This is a genomic window from Achromobacter sp. (assembly GCF_050285585.1).
Taxonomy (GTDB): Bacteria; Pseudomonadota; Gammaproteobacteria; order Burkholderiales; family Burkholderiaceae_B; genus Achromobacter.
The window spans coordinates 247,554-271,940 of the sequence record NZ_JBLZXF010000006.1; the positions used below are offsets into that span (position 1 = coordinate 247,554).

General features: G+C 67.6%; 24 protein-coding genes. 16 read left to right on the top strand and 8 right to left on the bottom strand.

Annotated elements, in window-relative coordinates:
* Positions 1-21: 21 nt before the first annotated feature.
* A complete protein-coding gene (locus ACN6PJ_RS11730) occupies positions 22-783 on the top strand; it encodes an ABC transporter ATP-binding protein (RefSeq protein WP_427996063.1) in 762 nt (253 codons plus the stop codon).
* A 34-nt stretch (positions 784-817) separates the two neighbouring features.
* On the opposite strand, the gene ACN6PJ_RS11735 is transcribed toward ACN6PJ_RS11730, so the two are convergent.
* From ACN6PJ_RS11735 to ACN6PJ_RS11750, 4 genes are all read right to left on the bottom strand, one after another.
* Positions 818-2,575: a SulP family inorganic anion transporter gene (locus tag ACN6PJ_RS11735; protein ID WP_427996026.1), complete on the bottom strand. Its 1,758-nt coding sequence runs from the start codon at positions 2,573-2,575 to the stop codon at positions 818-820.
* 126 nt (positions 2,576-2,701) lie between these two features.
* Positions 2,702-3,574: a phosphonopyruvate hydrolase gene (locus ACN6PJ_RS11740; RefSeq protein ID WP_427996027.1), complete on the bottom strand. Its 873-nt coding sequence runs from the start codon at positions 3,572-3,574 to the stop codon at positions 2,702-2,704.
* A gap of 79 nt (positions 3,575-3,653) precedes the next feature.
* Positions 3,654-4,202: a hemerythrin domain-containing protein gene (locus tag ACN6PJ_RS11745; protein ID WP_427996028.1), complete on the bottom strand. Its 549-nt coding sequence runs from the start codon at positions 4,200-4,202 to the stop codon at positions 3,654-3,656.
* A gap of 12 nt (positions 4,203-4,214) precedes the next feature.
* The gene (locus ACN6PJ_RS11750) at positions 4,215-5,375 is read right to left on the bottom strand and encodes a D-alanyl-D-alanine carboxypeptidase family protein (protein ID WP_427996029.1); all 1,161 of its coding nucleotides are present in this window, start codon (positions 5,373-5,375) and stop codon (positions 4,215-4,217) included.
* 353 nt (positions 5,376-5,728) lie between these two features.
* Between ACN6PJ_RS11750 and ACN6PJ_RS11755 the strand changes: the two genes are divergently transcribed.
* The 9 genes from ACN6PJ_RS11755 (at position 5,729) to ACN6PJ_RS11795 (ending at position 15,299) form a co-directional block, all read left to right on the top strand.
* On the top strand, positions 5,729-6,199 hold the full coding sequence (locus tag ACN6PJ_RS11755) for an HU family DNA-binding protein (protein ID WP_427996030.1): 471 nt from the start codon (positions 5,729-5,731) through the stop codon (positions 6,197-6,199).
* Positions 6,200-6,338: 139 nt separating this feature from the next.
* Positions 6,339-6,860: a MarR family winged helix-turn-helix transcriptional regulator gene (locus ACN6PJ_RS11760; protein ID WP_427996031.1), complete on the top strand. Its 522-nt coding sequence runs from the start codon at positions 6,339-6,341 to the stop codon at positions 6,858-6,860.
* A 44-nt stretch (positions 6,861-6,904) separates the two neighbouring features.
* Entirely contained in the window at positions 6,905-8,125 is a 1,221-nt protein-coding gene (locus ACN6PJ_RS11765) for an MFS transporter (RefSeq protein ID WP_427996032.1), read from the top strand.
* Positions 8,126-8,226: 101 nt separating this feature from the next.
* Complete coding sequence (gene leuS, locus ACN6PJ_RS11770) at positions 8,227-10,884, top strand: leucine--tRNA ligase (RefSeq protein WP_427996033.1); 2,658 nt, start codon at positions 8,227-8,229, stop codon at positions 10,882-10,884.
* Positions 10,885-10,895: 11 nt separating this feature from the next.
* On the top strand, positions 10,896-11,558 hold the full coding sequence (gene lptE / locus ACN6PJ_RS11775) for an LPS assembly lipoprotein LptE (protein WP_427996034.1): 663 nt from the start codon (positions 10,896-10,898) through the stop codon (positions 11,556-11,558).
* Entirely contained in the window at positions 11,559-12,614 is a 1,056-nt protein-coding gene (gene holA, locus ACN6PJ_RS11780) for a DNA polymerase III subunit delta (RefSeq protein ID WP_427996035.1), read from the top strand. It abuts the gene before it with no gap.
* A 95-nt stretch (positions 12,615-12,709) separates the two neighbouring features.
* The gene (locus tag ACN6PJ_RS11785; RefSeq protein ID WP_427996036.1) at positions 12,710-13,990 is read left to right on the top strand and encodes a glutamate-5-semialdehyde dehydrogenase; all 1,281 of its coding nucleotides are present in this window, start codon (positions 12,710-12,712) and stop codon (positions 13,988-13,990) included.
* Between the two features lie 129 nt (positions 13,991-14,119).
* Complete coding sequence (locus ACN6PJ_RS11790) at positions 14,120-14,500, top strand: hypothetical protein (protein ID WP_427996037.1); 381 nt, start codon at positions 14,120-14,122, stop codon at positions 14,498-14,500.
* Positions 14,501-14,504: 4 nt separating this feature from the next.
* A complete protein-coding gene (locus ACN6PJ_RS11795) occupies positions 14,505-15,299 on the top strand; it encodes a 2-keto-4-pentenoate hydratase (RefSeq protein WP_427996038.1) in 795 nt (264 codons plus the stop codon).
* Positions 15,300-15,329: 30 nt separating this feature from the next.
* Here ACN6PJ_RS11795 and ACN6PJ_RS11800 read toward each other — a convergent pair whose 3' ends face one another.
* Positions 15,330-16,745 (bottom strand): amidase family protein, encoded by a 1,416-nt coding sequence (locus tag ACN6PJ_RS11800; RefSeq protein ID WP_427996039.1) that lies wholly within the window; start codon positions 16,743-16,745, stop codon positions 15,330-15,332.
* An 82-nt stretch (positions 16,746-16,827) separates the two neighbouring features.
* Complete coding sequence (locus tag ACN6PJ_RS11805; protein WP_427996040.1) at positions 16,828-17,697, bottom strand: LysR family transcriptional regulator; 870 nt, start codon at positions 17,695-17,697, stop codon at positions 16,828-16,830.
* A gap of 109 nt (positions 17,698-17,806) precedes the next feature.
* On the opposite strand from ACN6PJ_RS11805, the gene ACN6PJ_RS11810 reads away from it, so the two are divergent.
* Positions 17,807-19,201 (top strand): MFS transporter, encoded by a 1,395-nt coding sequence (locus ACN6PJ_RS11810; RefSeq protein WP_427996041.1) that lies wholly within the window; start codon positions 17,807-17,809, stop codon positions 19,199-19,201.
* 15 nt (positions 19,202-19,216) lie between these two features.
* Here ACN6PJ_RS11810 and ACN6PJ_RS11815 read toward each other — a convergent pair whose 3' ends face one another.
* Positions 19,217-19,849 carry a hypothetical protein gene (locus ACN6PJ_RS11815; protein WP_427996042.1) on the bottom strand — a complete coding sequence of 211 codons (633 nt, stop codon included), beginning with the start codon at positions 19,847-19,849 and terminating at the stop codon, positions 19,217-19,219.
* 113 nt (positions 19,850-19,962) lie between these two features.
* On the opposite strand from ACN6PJ_RS11815, the gene ACN6PJ_RS11820 reads away from it, so the two are divergent.
* The 3 genes from ACN6PJ_RS11820 to ACN6PJ_RS11830 are packed head-to-tail and all read left to right on the top strand — an operon-like array spanning position 19,963 to position 21,662.
* The gene (locus ACN6PJ_RS11820) at positions 19,963-20,913 is read left to right on the top strand and encodes a 3-hydroxyacyl-CoA dehydrogenase NAD-binding domain-containing protein (RefSeq protein WP_427996043.1); all 951 of its coding nucleotides are present in this window, start codon (positions 19,963-19,965) and stop codon (positions 20,911-20,913) included.
* Positions 20,914-20,961: 48 nt separating this feature from the next.
* Positions 20,962-21,234 (top strand): GNAT family N-acetyltransferase, encoded by a 273-nt coding sequence (locus tag ACN6PJ_RS11825; protein ID WP_427996044.1) that lies wholly within the window; start codon positions 20,962-20,964, stop codon positions 21,232-21,234.
* A gap of 23 nt (positions 21,235-21,257) precedes the next feature.
* On the top strand, positions 21,258-21,662 hold the full coding sequence (locus tag ACN6PJ_RS11830) for a YchJ family protein (RefSeq protein ID WP_427996045.1): 405 nt from the start codon (positions 21,258-21,260) through the stop codon (positions 21,660-21,662).
* A 10-nt stretch (positions 21,663-21,672) separates the two neighbouring features.
* Here the strand turns inward: ACN6PJ_RS11830 and ACN6PJ_RS11835 are convergent, their stop codons facing one another.
* A complete protein-coding gene (locus tag ACN6PJ_RS11835; protein ID WP_427996046.1) occupies positions 21,673-22,542 on the bottom strand; it encodes a LysR substrate-binding domain-containing protein in 870 nt (289 codons plus the stop codon).
* Between the two features lie 122 nt (positions 22,543-22,664).
* Between ACN6PJ_RS11835 and ACN6PJ_RS11840 the strand changes: the two genes are divergently transcribed.
* Together ACN6PJ_RS11840 and ACN6PJ_RS11845 are read left to right on the top strand one after the other, a co-directional pair.
* Entirely contained in the window at positions 22,665-23,381 is a 717-nt protein-coding gene (locus ACN6PJ_RS11840) for a haloacid dehalogenase type II (RefSeq protein ID WP_427996047.1), read from the top strand.
* A gap of 43 nt (positions 23,382-23,424) precedes the next feature.
* The gene (locus ACN6PJ_RS11845; protein ID WP_427996048.1) at positions 23,425-24,165 is read left to right on the top strand and encodes an aldolase; all 741 of its coding nucleotides are present in this window, start codon (positions 23,425-23,427) and stop codon (positions 24,163-24,165) included.
* The last annotated feature ends 222 nt before the right edge of the window (positions 24,166-24,387 follow it).

The following is a 24,387-nucleotide window of genomic DNA, read 5'->3' on the forward strand; positions in this document are numbered from 1 at the left end:
GCGCGGCATGAAGGCAATCCGATGCCCCCCGCTCCCCTGCTGCAGGTCCGCGACCTGCGGAAATCGTTCGGCGGCATCGAGGCGCTGGCCGGCGTGTCCTTCACTCTGGACGCGGGCCAGATGCTGGCGCTGATCGGACCTAACGGCGCCGGCAAATCCACGTGCTTCAACGTGCTGGGAGGCCAGTTGCGCCCCGATTCGGGCTCGGTAAGGATGGACGGACGCGAATTGGTGGGCCTGTCCGCCGGCAGGATCTGCCGGCTGGGCGTGGGCCGCAGCTTCCAGACGGCGGCGACCTTCCGCTCCATGACGGTACGGGAGAACGTGCAAACGGCGCTGCTGTCCCGCGACCGGCTGCTCTTCAACCCCTGGCGCCGCGCCGCCCGGCATGCGGTCGATGAGGCGATGCGCCTGCTGTCCCAGGTCCAGATGGCGGACAAGGCCGCCGAGGCTTGCGGCACCCTGGCCTACGGCGACGTCAAGCGGGTAGAGCTCGCGATGGCGCTTGCGCACCGGCCGCGCCTGCTGCTGATGGACGAACCCACGGCCGGCATGGCCACTAACGAGCGCCACGCCCTGATGCGGCTGACCCGCCAGCTGGCCGATACGCAGCGCATGGCGGTCCTGTTCACGGAGCACAGCCTGGACGTCGTGTTCAAGCATGCCGACCGCATCGCCGTGCTGGTGCGCGGCGGCCTGCTGGCGGAAGGCGAACCGGCGGCGATCGCCGCGGACGAGCGGGTCAAGGCCGCCTATCTCGGCACGGACGCGCCCTCGGCCTGAGGCACGCCCGGGCGCGGCCTGCAACGTAACGGATTCAGGCCTGCCGGGAATCCCCGGGCTGGCATTCCCAAAAGATCCTGGCCTGGCAGCCCGCGCAGACGCCGCGGTCCAGCCTGGCATAGATGGTGCGCAGCGCCGTCGCCTTGTCGGGAAACACATGGTCCTCGCCCAGGCGCTCCAGGAAGCCGGTGCGGCGCCACATGGCCAGCACTTCCGGACGCGGCCGATGGAAATACAGGTCGCCGCCCATTGCGCGCCTTGCGGCCAGTTCGTCTTCCCAGACCTGGGCGCCGGCCAGATCGATGAAGTTCATGCTCTTGGCCATCACCAGAAGGTGGCGCGGCGCGTCGGGCGCCGCCCGCAGCTCGTGCAGGCGCTGCGCCACGTGCGTCGCGGCGCCGAAGTAGACGGAACCCTCCATGCGCAGCAGCTTCAACTGCGGGCATTCCGGCAAGGCCTCCGGCTGGCGCTCGAGCACCACGAAACGGCGCTCCGCCCCCCGCGCATCGAATCCCATGGTGCGCATCGCCGGACGCGACGTGCGGTGCAGATAGACCATCAGCGAAAGCACCGTGCCCAGCAGGATCGCCACCTCCATCCGGATGGTGATGGTGGCGGCAAGGGTTGCGCCGGCGATGACGCACTCGCTGGGCTGCGTCCGGATCAGTTGCCGCCAGCGCGGAATATCCAGCAGGGTCCAGGCGACCAGCAACAGCAGCCCCGAAATGGCGGCATGGGGAATCATGGCCAACAGCGGCGCCGACAGGGCCACCAGCACCATCAGCAGCAATGCCGAGAACACGGAGGCCAGCGGCGTCTTGGCGCCGGCCTCGTAGTTGGGAACCGATCGGTTCAGCGACCCGCAGGACAGATAACAGGAAAAGAAGCCGCCCACGATGTTCGACAGCCCCTGTCCCACGAATTCGCGGTTCGCGTCGATGCGCTGGCCCGAGCGCGTGGCCACGGCTTTGGCGATGGAAATCGATTGCGCCAGGGCCACGATGGTCAACGCGAAGGCCAGGCTCAGCAGGTCGGGCAAGGCGCGCCAGTCGACGCTGGGCACATGGAAGGGAGGCCAGGGCCGGGCGATGGCGCCCAGCACGGATACCGGCTCGCCGTCGGTCAGCGCATTGAACGCCGCGGCCGCCGCCACGCCCGCCGCCAGCCCGGCCAGCATGTACGGCTTGCGCTTGTCCAGCCGGCGCACCAGCATGGCCACCGCCAGGGTCGCCAGCGTCACGAGCAGCGCGCCCCAATGCGTCCGCCCCATATTCGCGCCCAGGCTTGCCAGCAAGGCGCCCGCGCCGTGAGAGTCGGGCGCGGGCAGGCCCAGCGCGTCCTTCAGGGCATGCACGGCGATCAGCAGGGCCGCGCCGCTGGTGAAACCGAACAGGGCCGACGGCGAGATGAAATGCGCCAGCGACCCCAGCCTCAGGGCACCCACCAGCCATTGCATCAATCCGACCAACACCGTCACCGCCAGCGCCAGCTGTATGTATCCCGGGCTGCCGGCGGCGGCCAGGGGCGTGAGCACGGCATAGAGCGCCAGCGAATTGGCATTGGTGGGGCCGGACATGACGTGCCGGCTGGAGCCGAACAGCGCCGCGACGATACAGGGAACGATGGCGGAATACAGGCCGTACTCGGGCGGCAGGCCCGCCAGCATCGCAAACGCGACGCCTTGCGGCAGCACCAGCAAGGCTCCCAGCAGGCCCGCTGCCAGATCGGCGCGCAAGGTACGCGCGCTGACCTCGTTGACCCACGGCCCGAACAGCCGGCCCGCAACGTTCATCCCCCCTTGCATCATCCCTTCCAGTCCCCAGGCGTCTGCTCTTGAATCGGCCCTGCCGCCGCCCCCTCGGGCGCGAGCAAGGTCGTCTAGCGTAATCGCTCGCCCCGGAGCGCGCAACGCGCCCGCCTACTTCAGGTAGCGGCGCTCCAGCTCCCGCATGCCCGCATCTCCTTGCAGGGCGATGATTTCCTTGACCGTCGGCAGGCTGGCGTCCACCTCGTGGATGCCGCCATCGCGCCGGATGCGGGCGAAGACGTCGCGCATGGCCCCTACGGCCGCGCGGATGGCATGGTTGCCGTAGATCACCAGGCCCACATTGCCCAGCGCCTGGATGTCGGACTCGCGCAGTTGCGGATACGCGGTCGGCACCAGCACCAAGGGAACACCGCCCCGCCACGCCGCCGCGAACGACAGGATCTCGTCCGGCGTGCTCTGCTTGGAATGGATCAGGATCGCGTCGGCGCCGGCAGCCTCGTAGGCCGCGGCCCGGGCCAGCGCCTCGCTCTCGCCCATCCCGGCGATCAGGGCCTCGGTCCGGGCGATCACGCAGAAATCCGGATCGCGGCGCGCGGCGCAGGCGGCTTCGACCTTGCCCTGGAACTCCTCGACCCGCACCAGCTCCTGGCGGCCGGCCGCGCGCAGGCTGGTGTCCTTGGGAAAGGTCTTGTCCTCCATCACGACGGCGGAACAGCCGGCCGCCTCGTATTGCGGCACGATGTAAGACACGTTGACCGCATTGCCGAAGCCCGTGTCGATATCGGCGATGACGGGCGCGTCCACCGCGGCCGCGATCGCCCGCATCATATCCAGGTGCTGCCCGAAAGACAGGATATTGGCGTCGGGCACCGCATGGCTCGCCGAGAGCTCGAAGCCGCTGCCCCATATCGCGTCGAACCCGGCCTCGGCCGCCAGCCTGGCGGACAGGGGGTTATGCGCCGACATGGCGTGCATCAGGACGGAAGCCTGCAATTTCTGGCGGAAACGGGCGTTGCGGTTCATGGCGGACAGGTTGCGCAAACCCGGCGCGGCGCGCGCCGGCTACGCGCATCGTAGCGCCAATCGGGCAGGCGCCGCGACCTCAGCCCGCCTCGCCCCCGCGCCGCGACTTCATGGCCTGCCCGATGGCGGCCAGCGCGTCGTCAGGGATCAGCCTGGCCGCCATGGGCAGCAATTCATCCTCTTCGCGCTGGATGTGCGCGGCGTAAGCGTCGGTGAATTCCTTGATTTCATGGGCGGGCAGCTCGGCGGTCCGGCCCAGGGCTATCTCGGCAAGCGCGCGGCGCAGCGGTTCCCAGCGCCGGGCCAATTGCCGGTGCTCGGCGACCAGCCCGTCCACCAGCGCGTGCAGGCAGACGGCGTCGGACCCGGCCATGGAATCGATCAGGGCCGGGAACAGGTCCTCTTCCTCGTCCTCGTGATGATGGACGGCCGCGGTATCGAAATACCGCAGGACGCTGGCCGCGGCGGTCTGGGCCGCGGCGTCGCTGCCGTGCGCCGGCAGGTGCGCGGCCAGCCGCCCGAGCGTGGCGCATTGGCGGGCGATGCGCCCGTGGCAGGCCGACAGCAGGGCCAGCGGATCGTCCGCTGCCGGCGCCGGCGCGGGACCTCCAGGAAAACTCACCGCCATCGCACACCTCCGTTATCCCGCGTGGCCGCGCCACCACAAGCGGATGGAATCCCACGCTCGCCCCGCGAACCCCGCCTCGGCCACAGGCTGCAGCGCCACGACCGGGAACTGCATGGCGGGCTTGCCGTCCACCAGCACGCGCATCTCGCCCACCGTGGCCTGGGCCGCGATCGGCGCCACCAGCGGGTCCTGCGGAGCCCAGATCCGCTCGACCTTGGCGCCGGCGGGCACCGTCACGTAGGCGTCGCGCTCGAATCCCGCCTTCAGGCTGTCGCTTTCGCCTTTCCAGACCTCGGGGGTTGCCACTGCCTCGCCCCGCGCGTAGAGCTTGATGGTATTGAACCCCTGAAAGCCCCACTCCAGCAACTCGCGGCTCTCCTGGGTACGCAGCTTGTCCGAGGCCGTTCCGACAACCACCGTGATCAACCGGCGCTCGTCCTTGCCGTTGGGCCGCTTCGCGCTGGCCACGATGCAATAGCCGGCAGCCTCGGTATGCCCCGTTTTCAGGCCGTCGACGCTGGGATCCAGCCACAGGAGCCGGTTGCGGTTCGGCTGCGTGATCTTGTTATAGGTGAATTGCTTCGCGGAATCGTAGCGCTGGTAAAGCTGGGGGTAGTCGCGGATGAAACGCGCGGCCAGCACGGACAGATCGCTCGCGGTGGAATACGTGCCCGGGTCCGGCAGCCCGTGCGGGCTGGCGAAATGCGTGGCGTGCAGGCCGAGCTGCGCGGCGGTGGCGTTCATCCGCGCCACGAAGGCCTCGACGCTGCCCGACACGGCCTCGGCCAGGGCGATGGCCGCGTCGTTGCCGGACTGGATCATCAGGCCCCGCAGCAGATCGTCCACCGACACCTTCGAGCCGGGCTCCAGGAACATCTTCGAGCTGCCGGCGGGCACTTTCCAGGCGCGGGTCGAGACGGTCACGAGCTGCGCGGCCGACAGTTCTTTCTTGCTCAGGGCCTCGAACACGACATAGGCGGTCATGATCTTGGTCAGGGACGCGGGCTCTATCCGGTCCGTCGCCGCGTGCGAGGCGATGACCTGCCCGCTGGTCTCGTCCAGCAGGAGCCATGCCTTCGCCGACAGCACCGGCGCAGGCATGGATTGCGCCGCCGCCCCCGAAACACACGCGGCCGCGACGATCAGGCTCGCCGCCAACTTCTTCATAAACATATAGCTGCTTCACTTTCCATGCGTTGTTTTCATTGCGCGGGAAACGCGCCAAAAACGCCTTCAGGCAGGCATCCGGCCGTATGGCGGCCTCCCGCGCCGCCCGCAATTGGAACACGCGCGGCGCGCTTGGTTCACTCGCCGCCGCGCCCATGCAAGAAAGCGCGATGAATGTCACGACATCTTGCTGAACCCCTTGTACAAGGCACTTTCTGCGTTGAAAACAACAAACAACGGCTGAAAACCCGCTGGAAAGCCGCATTTACCGCCACTCTTCCGCTATCATCGGGCGCGTGGCGTTAAATGCCGATAACCGGCACGCGCCGCTCCATGTCCTCAACATACGGATTTTGACCATGGCCACGAAAGCAAAAGCTCCTGCCAAGAAAGTCACCAAGCCCGCCGTCAAGGCACCCGCTAAGAAGGCTCCCGCCACCAAAACCGCTGCGAAGCCCGCTGTGAAGCCCGCGGCCAAGAAGGTCGTCGCCGCCAAGAAGGTCGCTGCTGCCCCCAAGGCCATCAAGGCTGCTCTGAACAAGACCCAGCTCATCGCCTACATCGTTGAGCAATCCGGCGTTGAAGCCAAGGCCGTCAAGGCCGTCCTGGCCAGCCTGGAAACCTCGGTTCTGGGTTCCGTGGACAAGAAGGGCGCCGGCGAATTCACGCTGCCCGGCCTGTTCAAGGTCTCCGTGCAGAAGGTTCCCGCCAAGGCCAAGCGCTTCGGCAAGGATCCGTTCACGGGTGAAGAGCGCTGGTTCCCCGCCAAGCCGGCTTCGGTCAAGGTGAAGGTTCGCCCGCTCAAGAAGCTGAAGGACGCCGCACAGTAATTCCGCGCGCGTATCCGGTCAAGCCGGAAGGGCCCGCCTCGCAAGAGGCGGGCCCTTCTTTTTTGCCGCGCGCATTGCGCGCGCCGGGATAGCGCTGGTAGAATTTATCTTCACGTAAAGATACTTTACCTGGAAATAAATGGCCCCCGCCAACGATCTCGTCGACCTGGTGATCTCGCAATGGACCGCGGAATGTCCCAGCCAGGACTTCTCTCCCATGGCCGTCATCACCCGCGTATTCCGCCTGAACGCCCTGGCCACGCGCAACGTCAACCGCAGTTTTCGCAACCACACCCTGCACCAGGGCGAATTCGACGTGCTGGCCACGCTGTACCGCAGCGGTCCGCCCTACGCCCTCAACCCGCAGAAGCTGGTCGCGGCCTTGCTGCTGACCTCCGGCGCAATGACCAACCGGCTCGACCGGCTGGAGCAGGCGGGGCTGCTCATGCGCAGCCCCAACCCGGACGACCGGCGTGGCGTCATCGTGTCGCTCACCGCCGAGGGCCTGCGGGTCGTGAAGGCGGTGCTGAAGGACTACCTGAACGATCTGAATGAATTGCTGGAACCGCTATCGGCCAGCGAACGCAAGCAACTGGCCGGCCTTCTGAAGAAGATGCTGGTCAGGCTGGACCAGGATACGCCTGGCGGCATCGACACCTGAGCCCTCCGCCCCGGCGCAACCCGCTATTCCCCCGCCCGAAACCCATGACTTCCGCTTCCCGTTCTCCCCAGCCGCCGGCGCTCACCGCGCCGATCATCCTGCTGATGTCCGTCGCCACCGGCCTGGCCGTCGCCAGCAATTACTATGCGCAGCCGCTGCTGCACACCATCGGCGAGCAATTCTCGCTGTCCACCGCCGCGGCCGGCTCCATCGTCACCACGGCGCAGCTGAGCTATGCGGCAGGCCTGATGCTGCTGGTGCCGCTGGGCGACATGTTCGAACGCCGCAGCCTTATCGTGCTGATGAACCTCTTGTCGTCGGTCAGCCTGCTCGTTTCCGCCTCCGCTCCCAATATCGCCGTCCTGATCGTGGGCACCGCGCTGACCGGCATGCTGTCCGTCGTGGCCCAGATCCTGGTGCCGTTCGCCGCCACGCTGGCCGCCCCGCACGAACGGGGCAAGGCGGTGGGCACGGTCATGAGCGGGCTGCTGCTGGGCATCTTGCTGGCGCGCACCATCGCGGGCGCGCTGGCCGACGTGGGCAGCTGGCGCACGGTGTACTGGGTGGCGGCCATCCTGATGCTGGCCATGTCCGCCGCCCTGTGGCGCCTGCTGCCGCGCTACAAGAGCCCCGCGGGCCTGAGCTACCCGCGCCTGCTGGCCTCCATCCTGAAAATGTTCGTCGAAGAGCCGCTGTTCCGCGCCCGCTCGCTGCTGGGCGGCCTGCTTTTCGCCGCCTTCAGCATGCTGTGGACGCCGCTGACCTTCCTCCTGGCAAGCCCTCCCTACCAATACAGCAACACCACGATCGGACTGTTCGGGCTGGCCGGCGCGGCCGGCGCCTACGCCGCCAACCGGTTCGGCCGCCTGGCCGACCGCGGCCTGGGCAACCTGGCCACCCGCGCCGGCCTGCTCCTGCTGCTGGGTTCCTGGGGGCTGATGGCGTTCGGGCAGGCGTCCGTGCTCGCCCTGCTGGCGGGCATCCTGGTGCAGGATCTGGCGATCCAGGGAGTGCACGTCACGAATAGCAGCGCGCTCTACCGGCTGCGCCCGGAGGCGCGCAGCCGGCTGACGGCCGGTTACATGACCAGCTATTTCATCGGCGGGGCGTCCGGTTCGCTGGTATCGTCCTGGCTGTACGCCCATTTTGGCTGGCCCGGCGTGGTCACGGCAGGCGCCGTTCTCGGAGGGATTACGCTGCTTTACGGCACCCTCTCGCCAAGCGCGCGCATCCCGGAAACGGCCTCGGCCCCAGCCCACGCCTAGCACCTCCTATAATCAGGGGTTTTGACCGCCACCGAGCCAGGCCGCCCCCGCGCCCGGCGCGGCCGGGCGGCTCACCCTTTTTTGCCACCGTGCACGAGCCCATGCAGGAACGTTACCTCCCCAATATCGTCGAAGCGGCCGCCCACCAAGACTGGCAGGCCCGCGACGTCTATCTGGTCCACGAACACGCCAAGAACGCCGACGGCTCCGAAAAGCCGAAGTTCTACGCCTGCTCGATGCTGCCCTACCCCAGCGGCAAGCTGCACATGGGCCACGTGCGCAACTACACCATCAACGACATGATGGCCCGCCAGTTGCGCATGCGTGGCTACAACGTCCTGATGCCCATGGGCTGGGACGCCTTCGGCATGCCGGCGGAAAACGCCGCCATCAAGTCCAAGGTGCCGCCCGCCAAGTGGACCTACGACAACATCGCCTACATGAAGAAGCAGATGAAGGCGATGGGTCTGGCGATCGACTGGACGCGCGAAATGTGCGCCTGCGATCCGCAGTACTACAAGTGGAACCAGTGGCTGTTCCTGAAGATGCTCGAAAAGGGCGTGGCTTACCGCAAGACCCAGGTCGTCAACTGGGATCCGGTCGACCAGACCGTGCTGGCCAACGAACAGGTCATCGACGGCCGCGGCTGGCGTTCGGGCGCGCTCGTTGAAAAGCGCGAAATCCCCGGTTACTACCTGCGCATCACCGACTACGCCGACGAACTGCTGGGCGCCGTCCAGAACGACCTGCCCGGCTGGCCCGAGCGCGTGCGCCTGATGCAGGAAAACTGGATCGGCAAGTCCGAAGGCCTGCGCTTTGCCTTCCCGCACCAGATCGCCGGCCAGGACGGCCAGTTGATCCAGGACGGCAAGCTGTACGTCTTCACCACCCGCGCCGACACGATCATGGGCGTGACGTTCTGCGCCGTGGCGCCGGAGCACCCGCTGGCCACGCACGCCGCGGCCGGCAATGCCCCGCTGGCCGCGTTCATCGAACAATGCAAGCTCGGCGGCACCACCGAGGCCGAAATGGCCACGCGCGAAAAAGAAGGCATGCCCACGGGCCTGTTCGTCACGCATCCCATCACGGGCGCGCAGGTCGAGGTCTGGGTCGGCAACTACGTGCTCATGACCTACGGCGACGGCGCCGTCATGGGCGTGCCGTCGCACGACGAGCGCGACTTCGCCTTCGCCAAGAAATACAACCTGCCCATCGTGCAGGTCGTGGACGTGGCCGGCAAGGACTACTCCACCGACGCCTGGCAGGAATGGTACGGCGACAAGCAGTCGGGCCGCACCATCAATTCCGGCAAGTACGACGGCCTGTCCTACAAGGAAGCCGTGGACGCCATCGCGGCCGACCTGGGCGAAAAGGGCCTGGGCGAAAAGCAGACCACCTGGCGCCTGCGCGACTGGGGCATTTCGCGCCAGCGCTACTGGGGCACCCCGATCCCCATCATCCACTGCGCGGATTGCGGCCCGGTCCCCGTGCCCGAGAAAGACCTGCCGGTGGTCCTGCCGGACGATCTCATCCCCGACGGCAGCGGCAACCCGCTGGCCAAGAACGAGGCCTTCCTGTCCTGCGCCTGCCCCAAGTGCGGCAAGCCCGCGCGCCGCGAGACGGACACGATGGACACGTTCGTGGACTCGTCCTGGTATTTCATGCGCTACACCTCGCCGGGCAACGACAACGCCATGGTCGACGCGCGCAATGACTACTGGATGCCGATGGACCAGTACATCGGCGGCATCGAGCACGCCGTGCTGCACTTGCTGTACGCCCGCTTCTGGACCAAGGTCATGCGCGACATGGGCCTGCTCAACTTCGACGAGCCCTTCACCAAGCTGCTGTGCCAGGGCATGGTGCTGAACCACATCTATTCGCGCAAGACGCCCCAGGGCGGCATCGAATACTTCTGGCCGGAAGACGTCGAAAACGTCTATGACGACCGCGGCGCCATCGTCGGCGCCAAGCTGAAGTCCGACGGCTCCGCCATCCATTACGGCGGCGTGGGCACGATGTCCAAGTCCAAGAACAACGGCGTCGACCCGCAGTCCCTGATCGACACCCTGGGCGCCGACACCGCACGCCTGTTCGTCATGTTCGCCAGCCCGCCCGAGCAGACCCTCGAATGGTCGGACTCCGGCGTGGAAGGCTCCAACCGCTTCCTGCGCCGCCTCTGGTCGATCAGCTACGCCAAGCGCGACGCCGTCGCCCGCGGCCTGGCCCATGGCGCCGACTGGACGCAGGCTCCGGCCGCCGTGAAGGATCTGCGCCGCGAGGTCTACTCGCTGCTCAAGCAGGCCGACTACGACTACCAGCGCATCCAGTACAACACCGTCGTGTCCGCCTGCATGAAGATGCTGAACGCCATCGACGACGCCAAGCTGCCCGAAGGCGCGCCCGCGGACGCCGCCTATGCCGAGACCCTGGGCGTGCTGCTGCGCGTGCTGTACCCGGTCGTGCCGCACATCACCTGGCACCTCTGGAGCGATCTCGGCTACGCGCAAGAACTGGGCGACCTGCTGGACGCGCCCTGGCCGCACGTGGACGAGGCGGCGCTGGTCGCCGACGAGATCGAACTGATGCTCCAGGTCAACGGCAAGCTGCGCGGCTCGATCCGCGTGGCCGCCAAGGCCGCCAAGGAAGACATCGAAAAGCTCGCGGCCGCGCAAGAAGAGGTCACCCGCTTCCTGGAAGGCCGTCCGCCCAAGCGCGTCATCGTGGTTCCGGGCAAACTGGTCAACGTCGTAGGCTGATGAGGTCAAGCATGCACTTCGCCGGGCAACAAACGCACTTCCCCCGCCAAACGTGGCTGCTGCGCGGCGCCTGCCTGGCGCTGTTCATGCTGCTCTCCGCCTGCGGCTTCGCCTTGCGGGGAGTCACGCCGCTGCCGTTCGATACGCTGTACATCGGAATCCCCGACAACACCCAGTTCGGCGCCGACGTGCGCCGCGCGGTGCGCGCGGCGTCGCCCGACACCAAGCTGGTGGACAACATCAAGGGCGCGCAGGCCATCCTCCAGCAAGTCTCCGATGCCCGGACCTTGCGCGAGGTCTCGCTGAACGCCCAGGGCCGTGTCGAGGAATACGAACTCGGCATCAACTACACGTTCCGTCTCATCGACGCCAAGGGCCGTGCGGTGATCCCGGACACGACGCTGTCGATCTACCGCGAAATGCCCTACGACGACCAGGTCGTGCAGGCCAAGCAGGGCCAGATCGAAACGTTGTACCGAGCCATGCAGCGCGACCTCGTGTCCCGCCTGCTGCGCCGCCTGACCGCCCCCGAGGTGCGCACCGCCTTCGAGAACGCCGAGCAGCGCGGCGAGGACGGCGAAACCCCGCTGTACGACCCGAACGCTCCCGAGCCGCAGCGCACGCCGTCGCCCTGGCACACGCCGTCCACCACCGATCCGGCCAACGTGCGCTAAATGGCACAGTCCCTGGACGCGGACCGCCTGGCCGAACACCTGCAACGGCCGGGCAACCGGCTGGCGCCGCTGTATACGGTGTCGGGCGACGAGCCCCTGCTGGTGACCGAGGCGGTGGACGTGCTGCGGGCCTCGGCCCGCAACGCCGGCTACACCGACCGGCTGTCCATGGTGATGGACGCCCGCAGCGACTGGAGCTCCGTCACCGCCGCCACGCAAAGCGTGTCGCTCTTCGGCGACCGCCGCATTCTCGAAATCAAGATCCCGACCGGCAAGCCCGGCAAGGCCGGCGCCGACACGCTGTCCCGGCTGGCCGAGCTGGCAGAGAAGCAGGCCGACCCGGATACGCTCGTCCTGATCTCGCTGCCCCGCCTGGACAAGGCCACGCGCGACAGCCGCTGGGCGCAGGCATTGAGCCGCGGCGGGATGATGGTCGACATCGCCAGCATCGAACGTGGCCGCCTGCCCGCCTGGATCGGCATGCGCCTCGCGCGCCAGAACCAGCGGGCCGACAACGCCACGCTCCAATGGATGGCGGACAAGGTCGAAGGCAACCTGCTGGCCGCCCACCAGGAAATCCAGAAGCTGGGGCTGCTCTACCCGGAGGGCCAGTTGGCGGCCGAGGACGTGGAGCGCGCGGTGCTGAACGTGGCGCGCTACGACGTCTTCGGGCTGCGCGACGCCATGCTCGCCGGCGATACGGGCCGCACCATCCGCATGATCGACGGACTGCGCGCCGAAGGCGAGGCCCTGCCCCTGGTGCTGTGGGCGGTGGGCGAGGAAATCCGCCTGCTGGCCCGCGTAGCGGAAGCCCGCGCCCTGGGGCAGGACGTGAACGGGCTGATGCGCCGCCTGCGCATTTTCGGCGCGCATGAACGCCTTGCCCTGCAGGCCTTGGGCCGGGTGCAGCCGAACGTCTGGCCGGCCGCGGTGCAGCACGCGCACGAAGTGGACCGCCTGATCAAGGGCCTGTCCGTGCCGGGCCGCCTGTCCGATCCCTGGGAAGAAATGACGCGGCTCGCGCTGCGCGTGGCCGCCGCTGGCGGACGACCGTGAAGGCGGCATAGCCGCCGCCTCCGCCCCTCCCACCGCCGGCCACGTGCCGGATATAAACTGATTCTCCAGGCGGCCAGCATGCCGCCCCATACTCCATGATCGACGCCGCCATGTCCTCGTCCTCCATCGAACAAGCCATGCTCACCCTGGGTGAGAATGCCCGCCGCGCCTCCCGCGCCATGATGCGCGCCACCGGCGCCGCCAAGAACCAGGCCCTGCTGGCCATGGCCGACGCGCTCGCCGCCAGCCATGACGAACTCAAGGCCGCCAACGAGAAAGACGTCTCCGCCGCCCGCGCCAATGGGCTGGAGCCCGCGCTGCTGGACCGTCTGACCCTGTCGGACAAGACGCTCGCGCACATGGCCGAAGGCCTGCGCCAGATCGCCGCCCTGCCGGACCCGATCGGAAGCATTACCGCCACCACGGTGCGCCCCAACGGCATGCGCGTCGCCCAGATGCGCGTGCCGCTGGGCGTGATCGGCATCATCTACGAATCCCGCCCCAACGTGACGATCGACGCCGCGGCCCTGTGCCTGAAGTCAGGCAACGCCGCCATCCTGCGCGGCGGCAGCGAGGCCCTGCACTCCAACGTCGCGCTGGGCCGCATCGTGCAAAAGGGCCTGGCCGCCGCCGGCCTGCCGCAAGACGCCGTGCAGGTCGTGGCCACCGCCGACCGCGCCGCCGTCGGCAAGCTCATCACCATGACCGAGCACATCGACGTCATCGTGCCCCGCGGCGGCAAGGGCCTGATCGCCCGCCTGGCGCAGGAAGCCCGCGTGCCGCTGATCAAGCACCTGGACGGCAATTGCCACGTCTATATCGACGCGGCGGCGGATCCGGACAAGGCCCACGCCATCGCCCTCAACGCCAAGACCTACCGCTATGGCATCTGCGGCGCCATGGAAACCCTGCTGGTCGACGCAGTGGCCGCGGTTTCCATCCTGCCCAGCCTGGCCGCGGATTTCGCCGAACACGGCGTCGAACTGCGCGGCTGCCCCCGCACGCTGGCGCTGCTGCCGCACGCCAAGCCGGCCACCGAAGAAGATTGGGCAACGGAGTACCTGGGCCCCATCCTGGCTGTGCGCATCGTCGATTCGCTGGACGACGCCATCGAACACATCGCGCGCTGGGGCTCCGGCCACACCGACGCCATCGTCACCGAGGACCTGTCCGCCGCGCAGCGCTTCCAGCGCGAGGTCGACTCCAGCTCGGTCTACGTCAACCTGCCCACCTGCTTCGCGGATGGCTTCGAGTACGGCCTGGGCGCCGAAATCGGCATTTCCACGAACCGGCTGCACGCCCGGGGCCCGGTCGGCCTGGAAGGCCTGACCACGCTGAAGTGGGTCTTGAGCGGCGAAGGCCAGGTCCGCGGCTAAGGCGCACGAGGCGCGCCTGACGCAGCCCTGAACACGGGGCTGCGGCCAGCCTTCTACAATACGGCCAGGCATTTTCTTCCGGCTTTCTTGTCATCCGAACGCGGCCCGCCGCGCAACCCGAGATCCCCCATGCATTCAGCCGCCATTTCCATGGCCTTCAGCCTTTTCGTGTTGTGCTTCATTACCTGCTCGATCAGCGGCATCGTCCTCTTCTTCGTCAAGAGCAAGCAGATCAACGCCACGCTGAAGCATCCCTACCTGCAACACCGCACTTTCGCCCAGTATCCGCTGGCGATACGGGCCGCGATCACGCTCGACTATTTCTTCCGCCTGATGTTCCCGGGCACCCGGTTCTCGCTGATCGGCAACGCCAACGACCTGCTGGGCCACGTCGATCCGAAGAAAACGCCGCTGTCCGTGAAATGGCCGATCGTCGGCTTCTGGGGCTCTTGCTGGCTGGGGCTGATCGCGATGGTCACCCTGTGGGTCATGCTGTATCTCGGAGTCTGAGCGCATGCAGATCAGAATCGAAGACTATCCCGGCTGCCTCGAGGCGGCCCGCTATCTGGTCGCGGCGCGCGAATCCGGCGTAGCCGGTCCCCGCCTGCCCGCCGAGTACCGCCCGCAGTCGCTCGGCCAGGCCTTTGCCGTGCAGCAACGCACCGCGCAGCTGCTGCTGGAACGGCGCCAGGACGGCATCGCCGCCTGGAAAAGCGCGCTGCCTTCGCCCGAGAAAACCGTCGTCGCTCCCATTTACGCCTCCACGGTCGCCTATGCCGAGGCCGGCCCGATCGCCGCGCGGACCGACGTGCTGCGCATCGAACCCGAAATCGCGTTCGAGATCGCCCGGGACCTGCCCGCGCGCGCCGAGCCCTACACGCAAGCCGAGATCGACGCCGCGATCGCCGGCGCGCGCCTGGCCCTGGAAGTCCTGGGCTGCCGCTACGCCTCCCCGGAACACGCCAGCCTGCCGGAACTCCTGGCCGACCATATGTTCAACCTGGGGCTGGTCCTGGGCCCACGCATCGCCTCGCCCCATTCCGCCCCCGGCAGCATGAGCATCATCTTGTCCGTGGACGGGGAGGAAATCGAGCAGCACGCGGGCATCCATCCGAACGACCAGCCGAAGGCCGGGTTGTACTGGCTGGCCAATTTCCTGCGCGAACAAGGGCTGGGGCTGCGGGCCGGCCAGCACGTCATCACCGGCTCGTACGCCGGTTTCCTGGACGTGCCCGCCAACCGTGACGTCGAACTCGCCTACGGCGACCTCGGCGTCCTGCGCCTGCGCTTCAGCAAGCAGGCCACGTAGATTGCAGGCAGGCCTTGGGCCTGCCGCCCTCTAACGGGCCACGGGCTCGGCGATGCCGACGGCCTCGCCGGCCGCCTCCAGGATCTCGCCGACCGCCAGGCACAGGTCCTCGCGGTAGCGTCCCGCCACGACCTGCACGCCAACCGGGCTGGGGCCCGCGCCGCTCATGGCCGTCCCCATGGCGACCGTCAGGCCGGGCAATCCCATGAACGGCACGCCGATCTGCGTCATTTGCGCGCGCCAGACGCGGGCGTAGGCCTCGTCGCCCTGCAGGTCGAGCTTGTCCGGGAAGGGAAGCTCGGCAGATACCGGCAGCAGCAGCACCGGATGATCGACAAAGAACAATTCCCACCTGCGCGTGAGCGTGGCGCGACGCGTCAGCACCGCGGAAAAACCGGCCAGGTCGGCGCCGGCCGCCTTGCCACGCTGGCCCGCCAGGGCGACAAGCGCCCCGCGGTCACCTTCTTTCTCGGCGGCGGCGACCATCGCCTCGTAGCCGTCCGCCAGCCACATGCGGATCTGCAATTCGGCCGCCTCCTGCATCGGCGGCAGCGAATCCAGGGTGTCCACCGTCCAGCCAGCCTCGCTCAGCCTGCGCGCCGCCTCCTGCAAAGCCTTGACCACGGCGGGTTCGGTGTCCATGCCGTCGGGATTCAGGCACAGCGCGGCCCGGCGCGGCGCCTCGGGCCCGGTCAAGGGCGCCGGAACCCACCAGGGATCGCGGGGATCCGGCGCAGCGAGCGCGGCCAGCCCCAACCGCAGATCGGCGATGCTGCGCCCCAGGGGCCCCGACACGGCGGTCAGCTGCGCGCCGATGGAGCGTTCGGGCAACGCCGAGTTATACGCGGCCACACGCCCCAGGGACGGCCGCAGCCCGTGGACGCCGCAGGCATAGGCGGGGTAGCGGATGGACCCCGCGATATCGGTGCCGTGCGCCAGATGCCCGATACCGGCGGCCACCGCGGAGGCCGCGCCGCCCGACGAGCCTCCCGGCGTCAACGCCGGATTGCGCGGGTTCAGCGTGTCGCCATGCAGCCGGTTGCTCGTGAACCAGCGCAGCGAAAACGCCGGCGTATTGGTGCGCCCCAGGATGACCGCGCCCGCGCGCCGCAGGTTGTCCACGACCGGACTGTTCTCGGCGGCGATCGCATCCTTTTGCAGGCTCACGCCATTGGTGGTGGCAAAACCGGCCTGGTCCACGTTGATTTTTACCGTGACTGGCACACCGGCCAACGGCCCAGGCTCCTCGCCGCGCGCCAGGGCCGCATCCACCTCGGCGGCCTGCGCGAGCACCGTTTCGGGACGATAATCCACCACGGCATTGAGAACGGGATTGACGGCTTCGAGCCGTTGCAACGCGCTCAGCGCGGCCTCGTGGGCGGACACTTCACGCTTGCGGATACGGGCGGCAAGCTCAACTGCGGACAAACGCCAAAGATCGGACACGCTCGGCTCCTGAGTCATGGTTTTGCAAGGCCAGTCCACCTTAGCGCCTGTCGCCGCCGCCCACAAGCCGGCCTCGCCGCCGTTACTTCGCCTCTTCGAAGACCTCGACGATCGCGTCGGCCACCGCGCGCACGCGGGCCGTGCGGTTCAGGTCGCCATGCATCACCAGCCACAGATCATAGGGTTCGCTGCGGCTCGGCCAGATGCGCACCAAATCCGGATAGTCGGGCGCCATGTGCGTGGGCAGCTCGCCGATCCCCAGGCCGGCCACCACGGCCTCGATGATCATCAGGCCGGAATTCACCTCCAGGCCGATGCGGCCGTTACCCGTCGGCTCGCCGCAAAACATGTCGGACCAGCCCGGCAGCAGCGCTTTCTGATATGCCACCAGCGTGTGTCCCGCGAACGCCGTTCCCGGGCGGGGCTCGCCATGCTCGGCCAGGTACGCCCGGGACGCATACAGCCCGACCTCCTTGCGCGCCAGGTGGCGGTAGATCAGGTCGGGGTTGTCCGGCCTGAGATTCCGTATCGCCAGGTCCGCCTCGCGGCGCGTCAGATTGCTCAGCTGAATCGCCGTGGACAGCGTGACGCGGATGTCGGGATGCTGGGCGTGCACGCGTCTGATGGCCTCCATGACGAAATACCTGGCCACGGTTTCCGACGTCGCCACCCTAACCACGCCCGACAGGCGATGGTCCAGCCCCTGCATCTGGCGCTGCAACTGGTCGGCGGCCTGCTCCATGCGTTCCGCCGCCGCGAACGCCAGTTCGCCGGCGGCCGTCGGCACGTATCCGCCCGGCGTGCGCAGGAACAGCCGCGCATCGAGCGAGGACTCCAATGCCGCCAGCCTGCGGCCGGCAGTGGCCTGATCGATCTGCAGCAGGGCCGCGGCGCCGCGTAGCGTGCCCACCCGGTAAATGGCCAGGAAAATCCTCGCGTTATCCCAATCCATGGACAGTCCGATTGATGCATTTATGCATCACTATAAAGCAATTATTCGGCTTTTTTGCATCACATAAAACCCCTAAGCTTGCTCCCTCGAAAGCTGCAGAGCCCACACCATGAATTCCGCCTGCCCCCGCGCCTCCTCCCTGGAAGCCCGACCCGCCGCCACCGGCTGGCTGCCGCTCGTCACATTGGCGATCGGCTTCGTCATGGCCATGCTGGACGTCACCGTCGTCAACGTCGCCCTGCCCAGCATTGCGCTGCAATTCACCGTTCCCCTGACGGACCTGGTCTGGATCGTCGATGGCTACACGCTCACCTTCGCCGCCCTGCTGCTGGTCGCGGGCGCGCTGGCCGACCGCTACGGTGCCAAAACCATCTACTTGACGGGCCTGGGCGTGTTTACTTTTGCATCCCTGCTTTGCGGCCTGGCGCCCGATGCGGACGTCCTCATCCTGGCCCGCATGCTCCAGGGCCTGGGCGCGGCCTTGTTCATGCCCAGTTCCCTTAGCCTGCTGACCCACGCCTATGACGACGAGCACACGCGCAACCGCATGCTGGCCGCCTGGTCGGCGATCGTGGCGGTGGCGGGCGCGGCCGGCCCCCTGATGGGCGGCATGCTGATCCACCAGTTTGGCTGGCGTGGAATCTTCCTCATCAATATCCCCCTGGGAATCGCCGGCCTGTGGCTGGCCCGCCGCCGCATCCAGGCCGCGCCCCGCCGGCCGCGCGCGCTCAATCCGCTGAGCCATCTTCTGGGAGTGATCGCGCTGTCGTCGCTGTGCTTCGCGCTGATCCAGGGCAACGCCTATGGCTGGACGTCCAGCCGCATCGCGAGCGCGGCCGCCTTGTTCCTGGGCAGCGCGATCCTGCTGGTCCGGCGCGAGCGCCGCCACGCCGAGCCCATCATTCCGCGCGCGCTTTTCGCGACCGCGCAATTCGCGGCGGCCAACGGCGTGGGTTTCTTGATCAACCTGGCATCCTACGGCCAGCTCTTCCTGCTCAGCCTGTTCCTGCAGCAGGCGCGCGGCGCCGACGCCCTGCAGACGGGCGTCCAGCTGGTTCCGATGCTGGCGGTGTTTTCCATCGGCAATCTGATCTCGAGCCGGATGTCGGCGCGCTGGAACGTATCGGCCTCGCTGCTGGGCGGCATGTCGCTGGCCGCCGTGATGAGCGCGGTCGCCATCTTCACGGTCACGCCTGGCGTCGCCTACTGGCCGTTCGCCGCCGTCGTCGCCCTCGCCAATCTGGGCGTAGGCATCGCCGTGCCCGCGATGACGAGCATGGTCATGCAGGTATCGGGAAAAAGCCATGCGAACAGCGCCGCGGCGACGCTGAACGCCAACCGCCAGTCGGGCGCGCTGGTCGGCGTCGCCTTGATGGGCACCATCCTGCATCTCATGCCGCAGTGGCGCGACGCCCTGCCCGTGGCGTATGTCGTCATCGCCGCAAGCTATCTGGTGGCCGTGGTTCTGGCATCGCGCCATCTGCGCCGGGCCCGGAACGCCTGAACGCGCGCGGCTCCCTCAATCGGACGCGATGGGCATGATGGCCACGCCGCGGCCGGCGAAATAGCGGTCGAAGGCGGCCAGCGGCAATTCGACATCGGCTTGCGAGCCCGGCTCGCCCGAGGGGTTGTGGAACCTCACCGAGTCGGGAGTGACGCGGGTCAACAGCACCAGGTGCCCGCCCTTCTTGGGCGGCTCCCTGTCGGGCCAGCGTATCCAGGGATGGACCGAGGCCATGAAATATTCGGCCTCGCCCATCAATGCGGGCAGTTCATCGGTCCGCAGGCCGACATGCACCCGCGCGTCCAGGCCGAAAACCTCGGCCACGTAGTGCACGAAGGGCGCGTATATCATCCCATTGATGCGCGCCCCGTCCACGGTGTAGGCGCCATAGGCCAAACTACGCCGCGCGAGCGCCAGGACCGGATGGCGGCCCGCGCCGCGCGCCGCCAACACCATGTGCAGGCAGGCCATGCCGCAGACATGGCTGGCCCAATGCGCATACTCCTCCACGTTGCGCGCGCCCGAGTCCCGCCACGCGGGGTCGTCGGCCAACGCCAGCTCCCCGTGGATGATCTTGCCGGCCAAATGCGCCGATGCCCACTGGCAGCAGTACGGCACGGCGGATCGGCGGTCGGGCGTCGCATGCATCCCTGGGCTCCTGACTATCGGGGAAAGGCATTATCTTGCCCCCGCCCGCGCCACGTGGCAACGCTCCCGCGTTTGCTTCACAATGCTCCTATCCACGCAACCAGGAGCCCCGCATGTCCAATCCCGCCACGTCGCTTCCGCCCGCCATCCGCCGCGTCGCCATCGTGGGCGCCGGCACCATCGGCGCCAGTTGGGCCGCGTTGTTTCTTGCCCGCGGCCTGGAAGTGGTCGTCAGCGATCCTGCCGCCGACGCGGAATCCCAGACGCGCGCCCGCGTGCAGGCCGCCTGGCCCGTGCTGACAGAACTGGGCCGCGTGCTTCCAGACGCCACACCCGGCGCGCTGACGTTCGAACCGGACCTGGAAACGGCGCTGGCCGGCGTGGACTTCGTCCAGGAGAACGGCCCCGAACGCGAAGACTTCAAGACGGAACTGTTCGCGCGCATGGACGCGGCGCTGCCGCCCCACGTCATCGTGGCATCGAGCTCGTCCGGCCTCATCATGAGCCGCCTGCAGTCGCGCTGCCGGCATGCCTCGCGCTTCGTCATCGGGCATCCGTTCAATCCGCCTCACCTGATTCCGCTGGTCGAGGTGGTGGGCGGCGAACAAACCTCGGCGGACACGATGGAACGCTGCATCGCCTTCTACCGAAGCATGGGCAAGTACCCGATCCGCCTGAACAAGGAAGTTCCGGGGCACATCGCGAACCGCCTTCAGGCCGCGCTCTGGCGCGAGGCCATACACCTGGCCGCCGAGAACGTCGCCAGCGTCGCCGATATCGATGCCGCTGTCTCGCAGGGCCCCGGCCTGCGCTGGGCACTGTTCGGCCCGCACATGACGTTCAACCTGGGCGGCGGCGAAGGCGGCCTGGAGAATTTCATGCATCATCTGCTCGGCCCCGTGCAGACCTGGTGGGACGACCTGGGCGCGCCGGACGTTACCCCCGAACTGCAGCAACGGCTCATCGAAGGGGTCAAGGCCGAGGCGGGAAATCGCAGCATTGCAGACCTGGTCGTGGCACGGGATGCGCAGTTGACCGCGCTGCTTAAAACGCTGCAACGCTGATCCCGTCCCCCCGTCCTCCATTCATCAACTCCCGAGGAACCCATCCGCATGATTTCCGTGACGCAAGACATCGAACGTTCCCGCTACACGGCCACCGTCGAGGGTGTGCTGTGCGTGCTCGACTACCATCTGCAGGGCGACATCATGACGATCACCCATACCGGCGTTCCCAGCCAGGTGGGCGGCCGCGGCATCGCCGCGGAACTCACCCGTCATGCGCTGGAGTCCGCCCGCGCCAACGGCTGGAAAGTACGGCCGCAGTGCTCGTATGCCGAGGTCTACATGCGCCGCCATCCCGAATACGACGACCTGCGGGCTTGAAGAAAGAAGGCGGCACGCTCATCGTGGCAAAACCTTCCCCCCAAACCGCCTCGGCCTGCCCTTGCGGCAGCTCCAAGAACTACGCTGAATGCTGCGGCCGCTGGCACGAAGGGCCGCTCGCCATGCAGGCCCCCACAGCCGAAGCGTTGATGCGCTCGCGCTACAGCGCCTTCGTGCTGGACAAGCTGCCCTATCTGCTCGCCACCTGGCATCCCAGCACTCGCCCCGCGGCGCTCGACCCCAACCCTCCCGATCTGAAGTGGCTGGGGTTGGCGGTCAAGAAAGCGCAGGTACAGGACGCGGATCACGCCACCGTGGAATTCGTCGCCCGCAGCCGCCAGGCCGGCCGGGCCCATCGTCTGCACGAGCTCAGCCGTTTCGTGCGGGAAGGCGGCCGGTGGTATTACGTGGACGGCGACCTGACCTGAACGCGGCGCGTCAGGCGGGCTCGGGCACGCCGGCGTGGCCCACGGCTTGCTTCAGCGCCGAGACCAGGTGCTGTTCCGCCGCGTTCAGCGTGCGCGGGTTTCCAACGATGGCCAGTTCCGTGGGCGGCACCGGCGCGAACCCGGCCTCCTCGTCCAGCACCTCGTGCGTGTCGAGGCGCGCGAACGCCGGCAAGAGGCTGATGCCCAGGCCGGCGGCGACTGCGGCCTGCACCCCGGACAGGCTGTGGCTGTGATACGCGATATGCCACGGCCGGCCTGCGCTCTCCAGGGCATAGATCACGCGCTTGCGGTAGATGCAGCCCTGGGGGAACAGGACCAGCGGCACCGAAGCGCACGTTGGAATCCGCCGCGCCGCGCCGACCCACACCAATTTTTCGGGCCACGCCGCCAGGCACGGCCCATCGCCCGGCTCGCGCTTGACCAGCGCCAGATCCAGCTCGCCCGAGGCCAGTCCCCGGCGCAAATCCATGCTCATGCCGCTGCACGTTTCCAGGCGCACGTCGGCGTGGCGCGTGGCAAACCCGGCCAGCAACGCGGTTAACCGCGACACGTCGAAGTCTTCCGGGATGCCCAGCCGCAGCACGCGGGTCTTGCGGGGCGCCGACAGCACGTGCTCGGCTTCGCCGGCAATGGCCAGCAGGCGGCGCGCATAAGCCACCATCAGTTCGCCGTCCTCCGTGGCAGACACATTGCCGCCTGCCCGGTCGCGCAGAAGCAGCGTCTTGCCGACGCTCTGTTCCAGCTTGCGCACCTGCTGGCTGACGGTCGACTGCGTGCGATGCACGCGGCCTGCCGCTCGCGTGAAACTGCCTTCGTCCACGACGCAGACCAGGGTCCTCAGTAGTTCCAGATCCAGCATGGCACGCTCATTATTGATTAATCAACTGAAGTGAGTTCAATAATTAATTTTACAACTTAACTGGCCGTGCCTACTCTGGGGCCTCTTTCCCATCGCTGCGCCGACTGACTCAAGGAACCGATATGCCCCTGACGCATTTGCCCCGTCCCCTGTGGCTAACCTTCGATTGCTACGGAACCCTCATTCAATGGGACGAAGGCTTGCAGGCCGCCGTTGCCCGCATCCTCTCGTCTGACCCCGACGCAAGGCAGCATGCGCCCACGCCCGCGCAGTTCCTCCATGTCTATGATGGGCATGAACACCGGCTGGAGCGCGAGCAGCCTGGACGCCGCTTCGCGGACATCGGCAGCGAAGCGCTGCGGCTGGCCATGCAGGAGTTGGAACTCGACTATCGGCCCGAATACTCGGAGATGCTGGTTTCCAGTATCTCCGCCATGCCCCCGTTTCCCGAAGTGGTGGGCGCGCTGGCGGAGCTCAAAGAGGCCGGCTTCCGGACATGCATCATCTCCAACACCGACGACGCCATCATCGCCGGCAACGTGGCGCAGCTGGGCGGCCATATCGACCGCGTCGTGACGGCCGAGCAGGCCGGCGCCTACAAGCCGTCGCGCCGGATATTCGCCCACGCCCACGCCAGCCTTGGAGTTACGACCGACGAGGTGGTGCACATTTGCGCCAGCCCCCATCTCGACCATGCAGCCGCGCGCGACATCGGCTTCCGCTGTGTCTGGATCGATCGCGGCACCGGGCGCAAGCTCTTGCCTGACTATCGGCCGGACGCTACCGTAGCAACTTTGGACCGCGTGCCCGATCTGTTCCGCGACGCCGGATGGCTATGACGGCTACGCGGCTTCCTTCCACTTCCATCCCTGAAAGGCAGCCATGAACCAAGACCCCCACTTCGCCGATGCGCTCTTCCATGCCGAACCCGTGGCGGCGCTGCGCGCCGACCTGGCTCTCGCGCTGCGGGCAGCGGCCGCCCACGGGTTGGGGGAAGGCGTCTGCAACCATTTCAGCGTGGCGCTGCCCGGCGACCCGGACCATTTCCTGCTCAATCCGCGCGGGCTGATGTGGAACGAGGTCCAGGCGGACGACATCGTGCTGGTCGACGCCCACGGCAACAAGCTCTCCGGCCGCCATGAAGTCGAGCCCACGGCCATGTTCATCCATGCCGCGATCCATCGCATCGCCGGCAAAGCCTGCGTGCTGCATACGCACATGCCGTATGCCACCGCCCTGACGCTCATCTCCGATCGGGCCCTGGACACCACCCTGTCCCAGAACGCCATGCGATTCCACGGCCGCCTGGCCATCGACGAGCACTACAACGGCCTCGCGCTGGATGCCGGCGAGGGGGAGCGCATCGCGCGCGCCATGCAGGGGGCGGACATCGTTTTCCTCGGCAATCATGGCGTGGTCGTCTGCGGCGAACGCATGGACTACGCATACGACGACCTTTTCTTCCTGGAACGCGCCTGTACCGCCCAGGTGCTCGCTCAATCCACCGGCAGGCCGCTGGTTCCGGTCCATCCTGACCTCGCCGCCCGGGTTGCCGCCCAGGTACAAGGCGAACGGCTGCAATCCGAATTGTTCTTCGCCGCACTGCGCCGCCAACTGCCCTGATCGGTCCGGGCGTCGCCGCGCCAGGAGCAGCGCAAGCTGCCAGCCTAAAACAAAAACCCCTCGCGGCAGTTCCGGCGAGGGGTTTTTTTCATGGGCACGGGCTGCCCGCGCAGTGCGGCAGCCCCAAAGACAAAACCCCACAGGTGTTACCTGTGGGGTTTTGCGGAATAAAAGCCTGACGATGACCTACTTTCACAGACGTCCGTCCACTATCATCGGCGC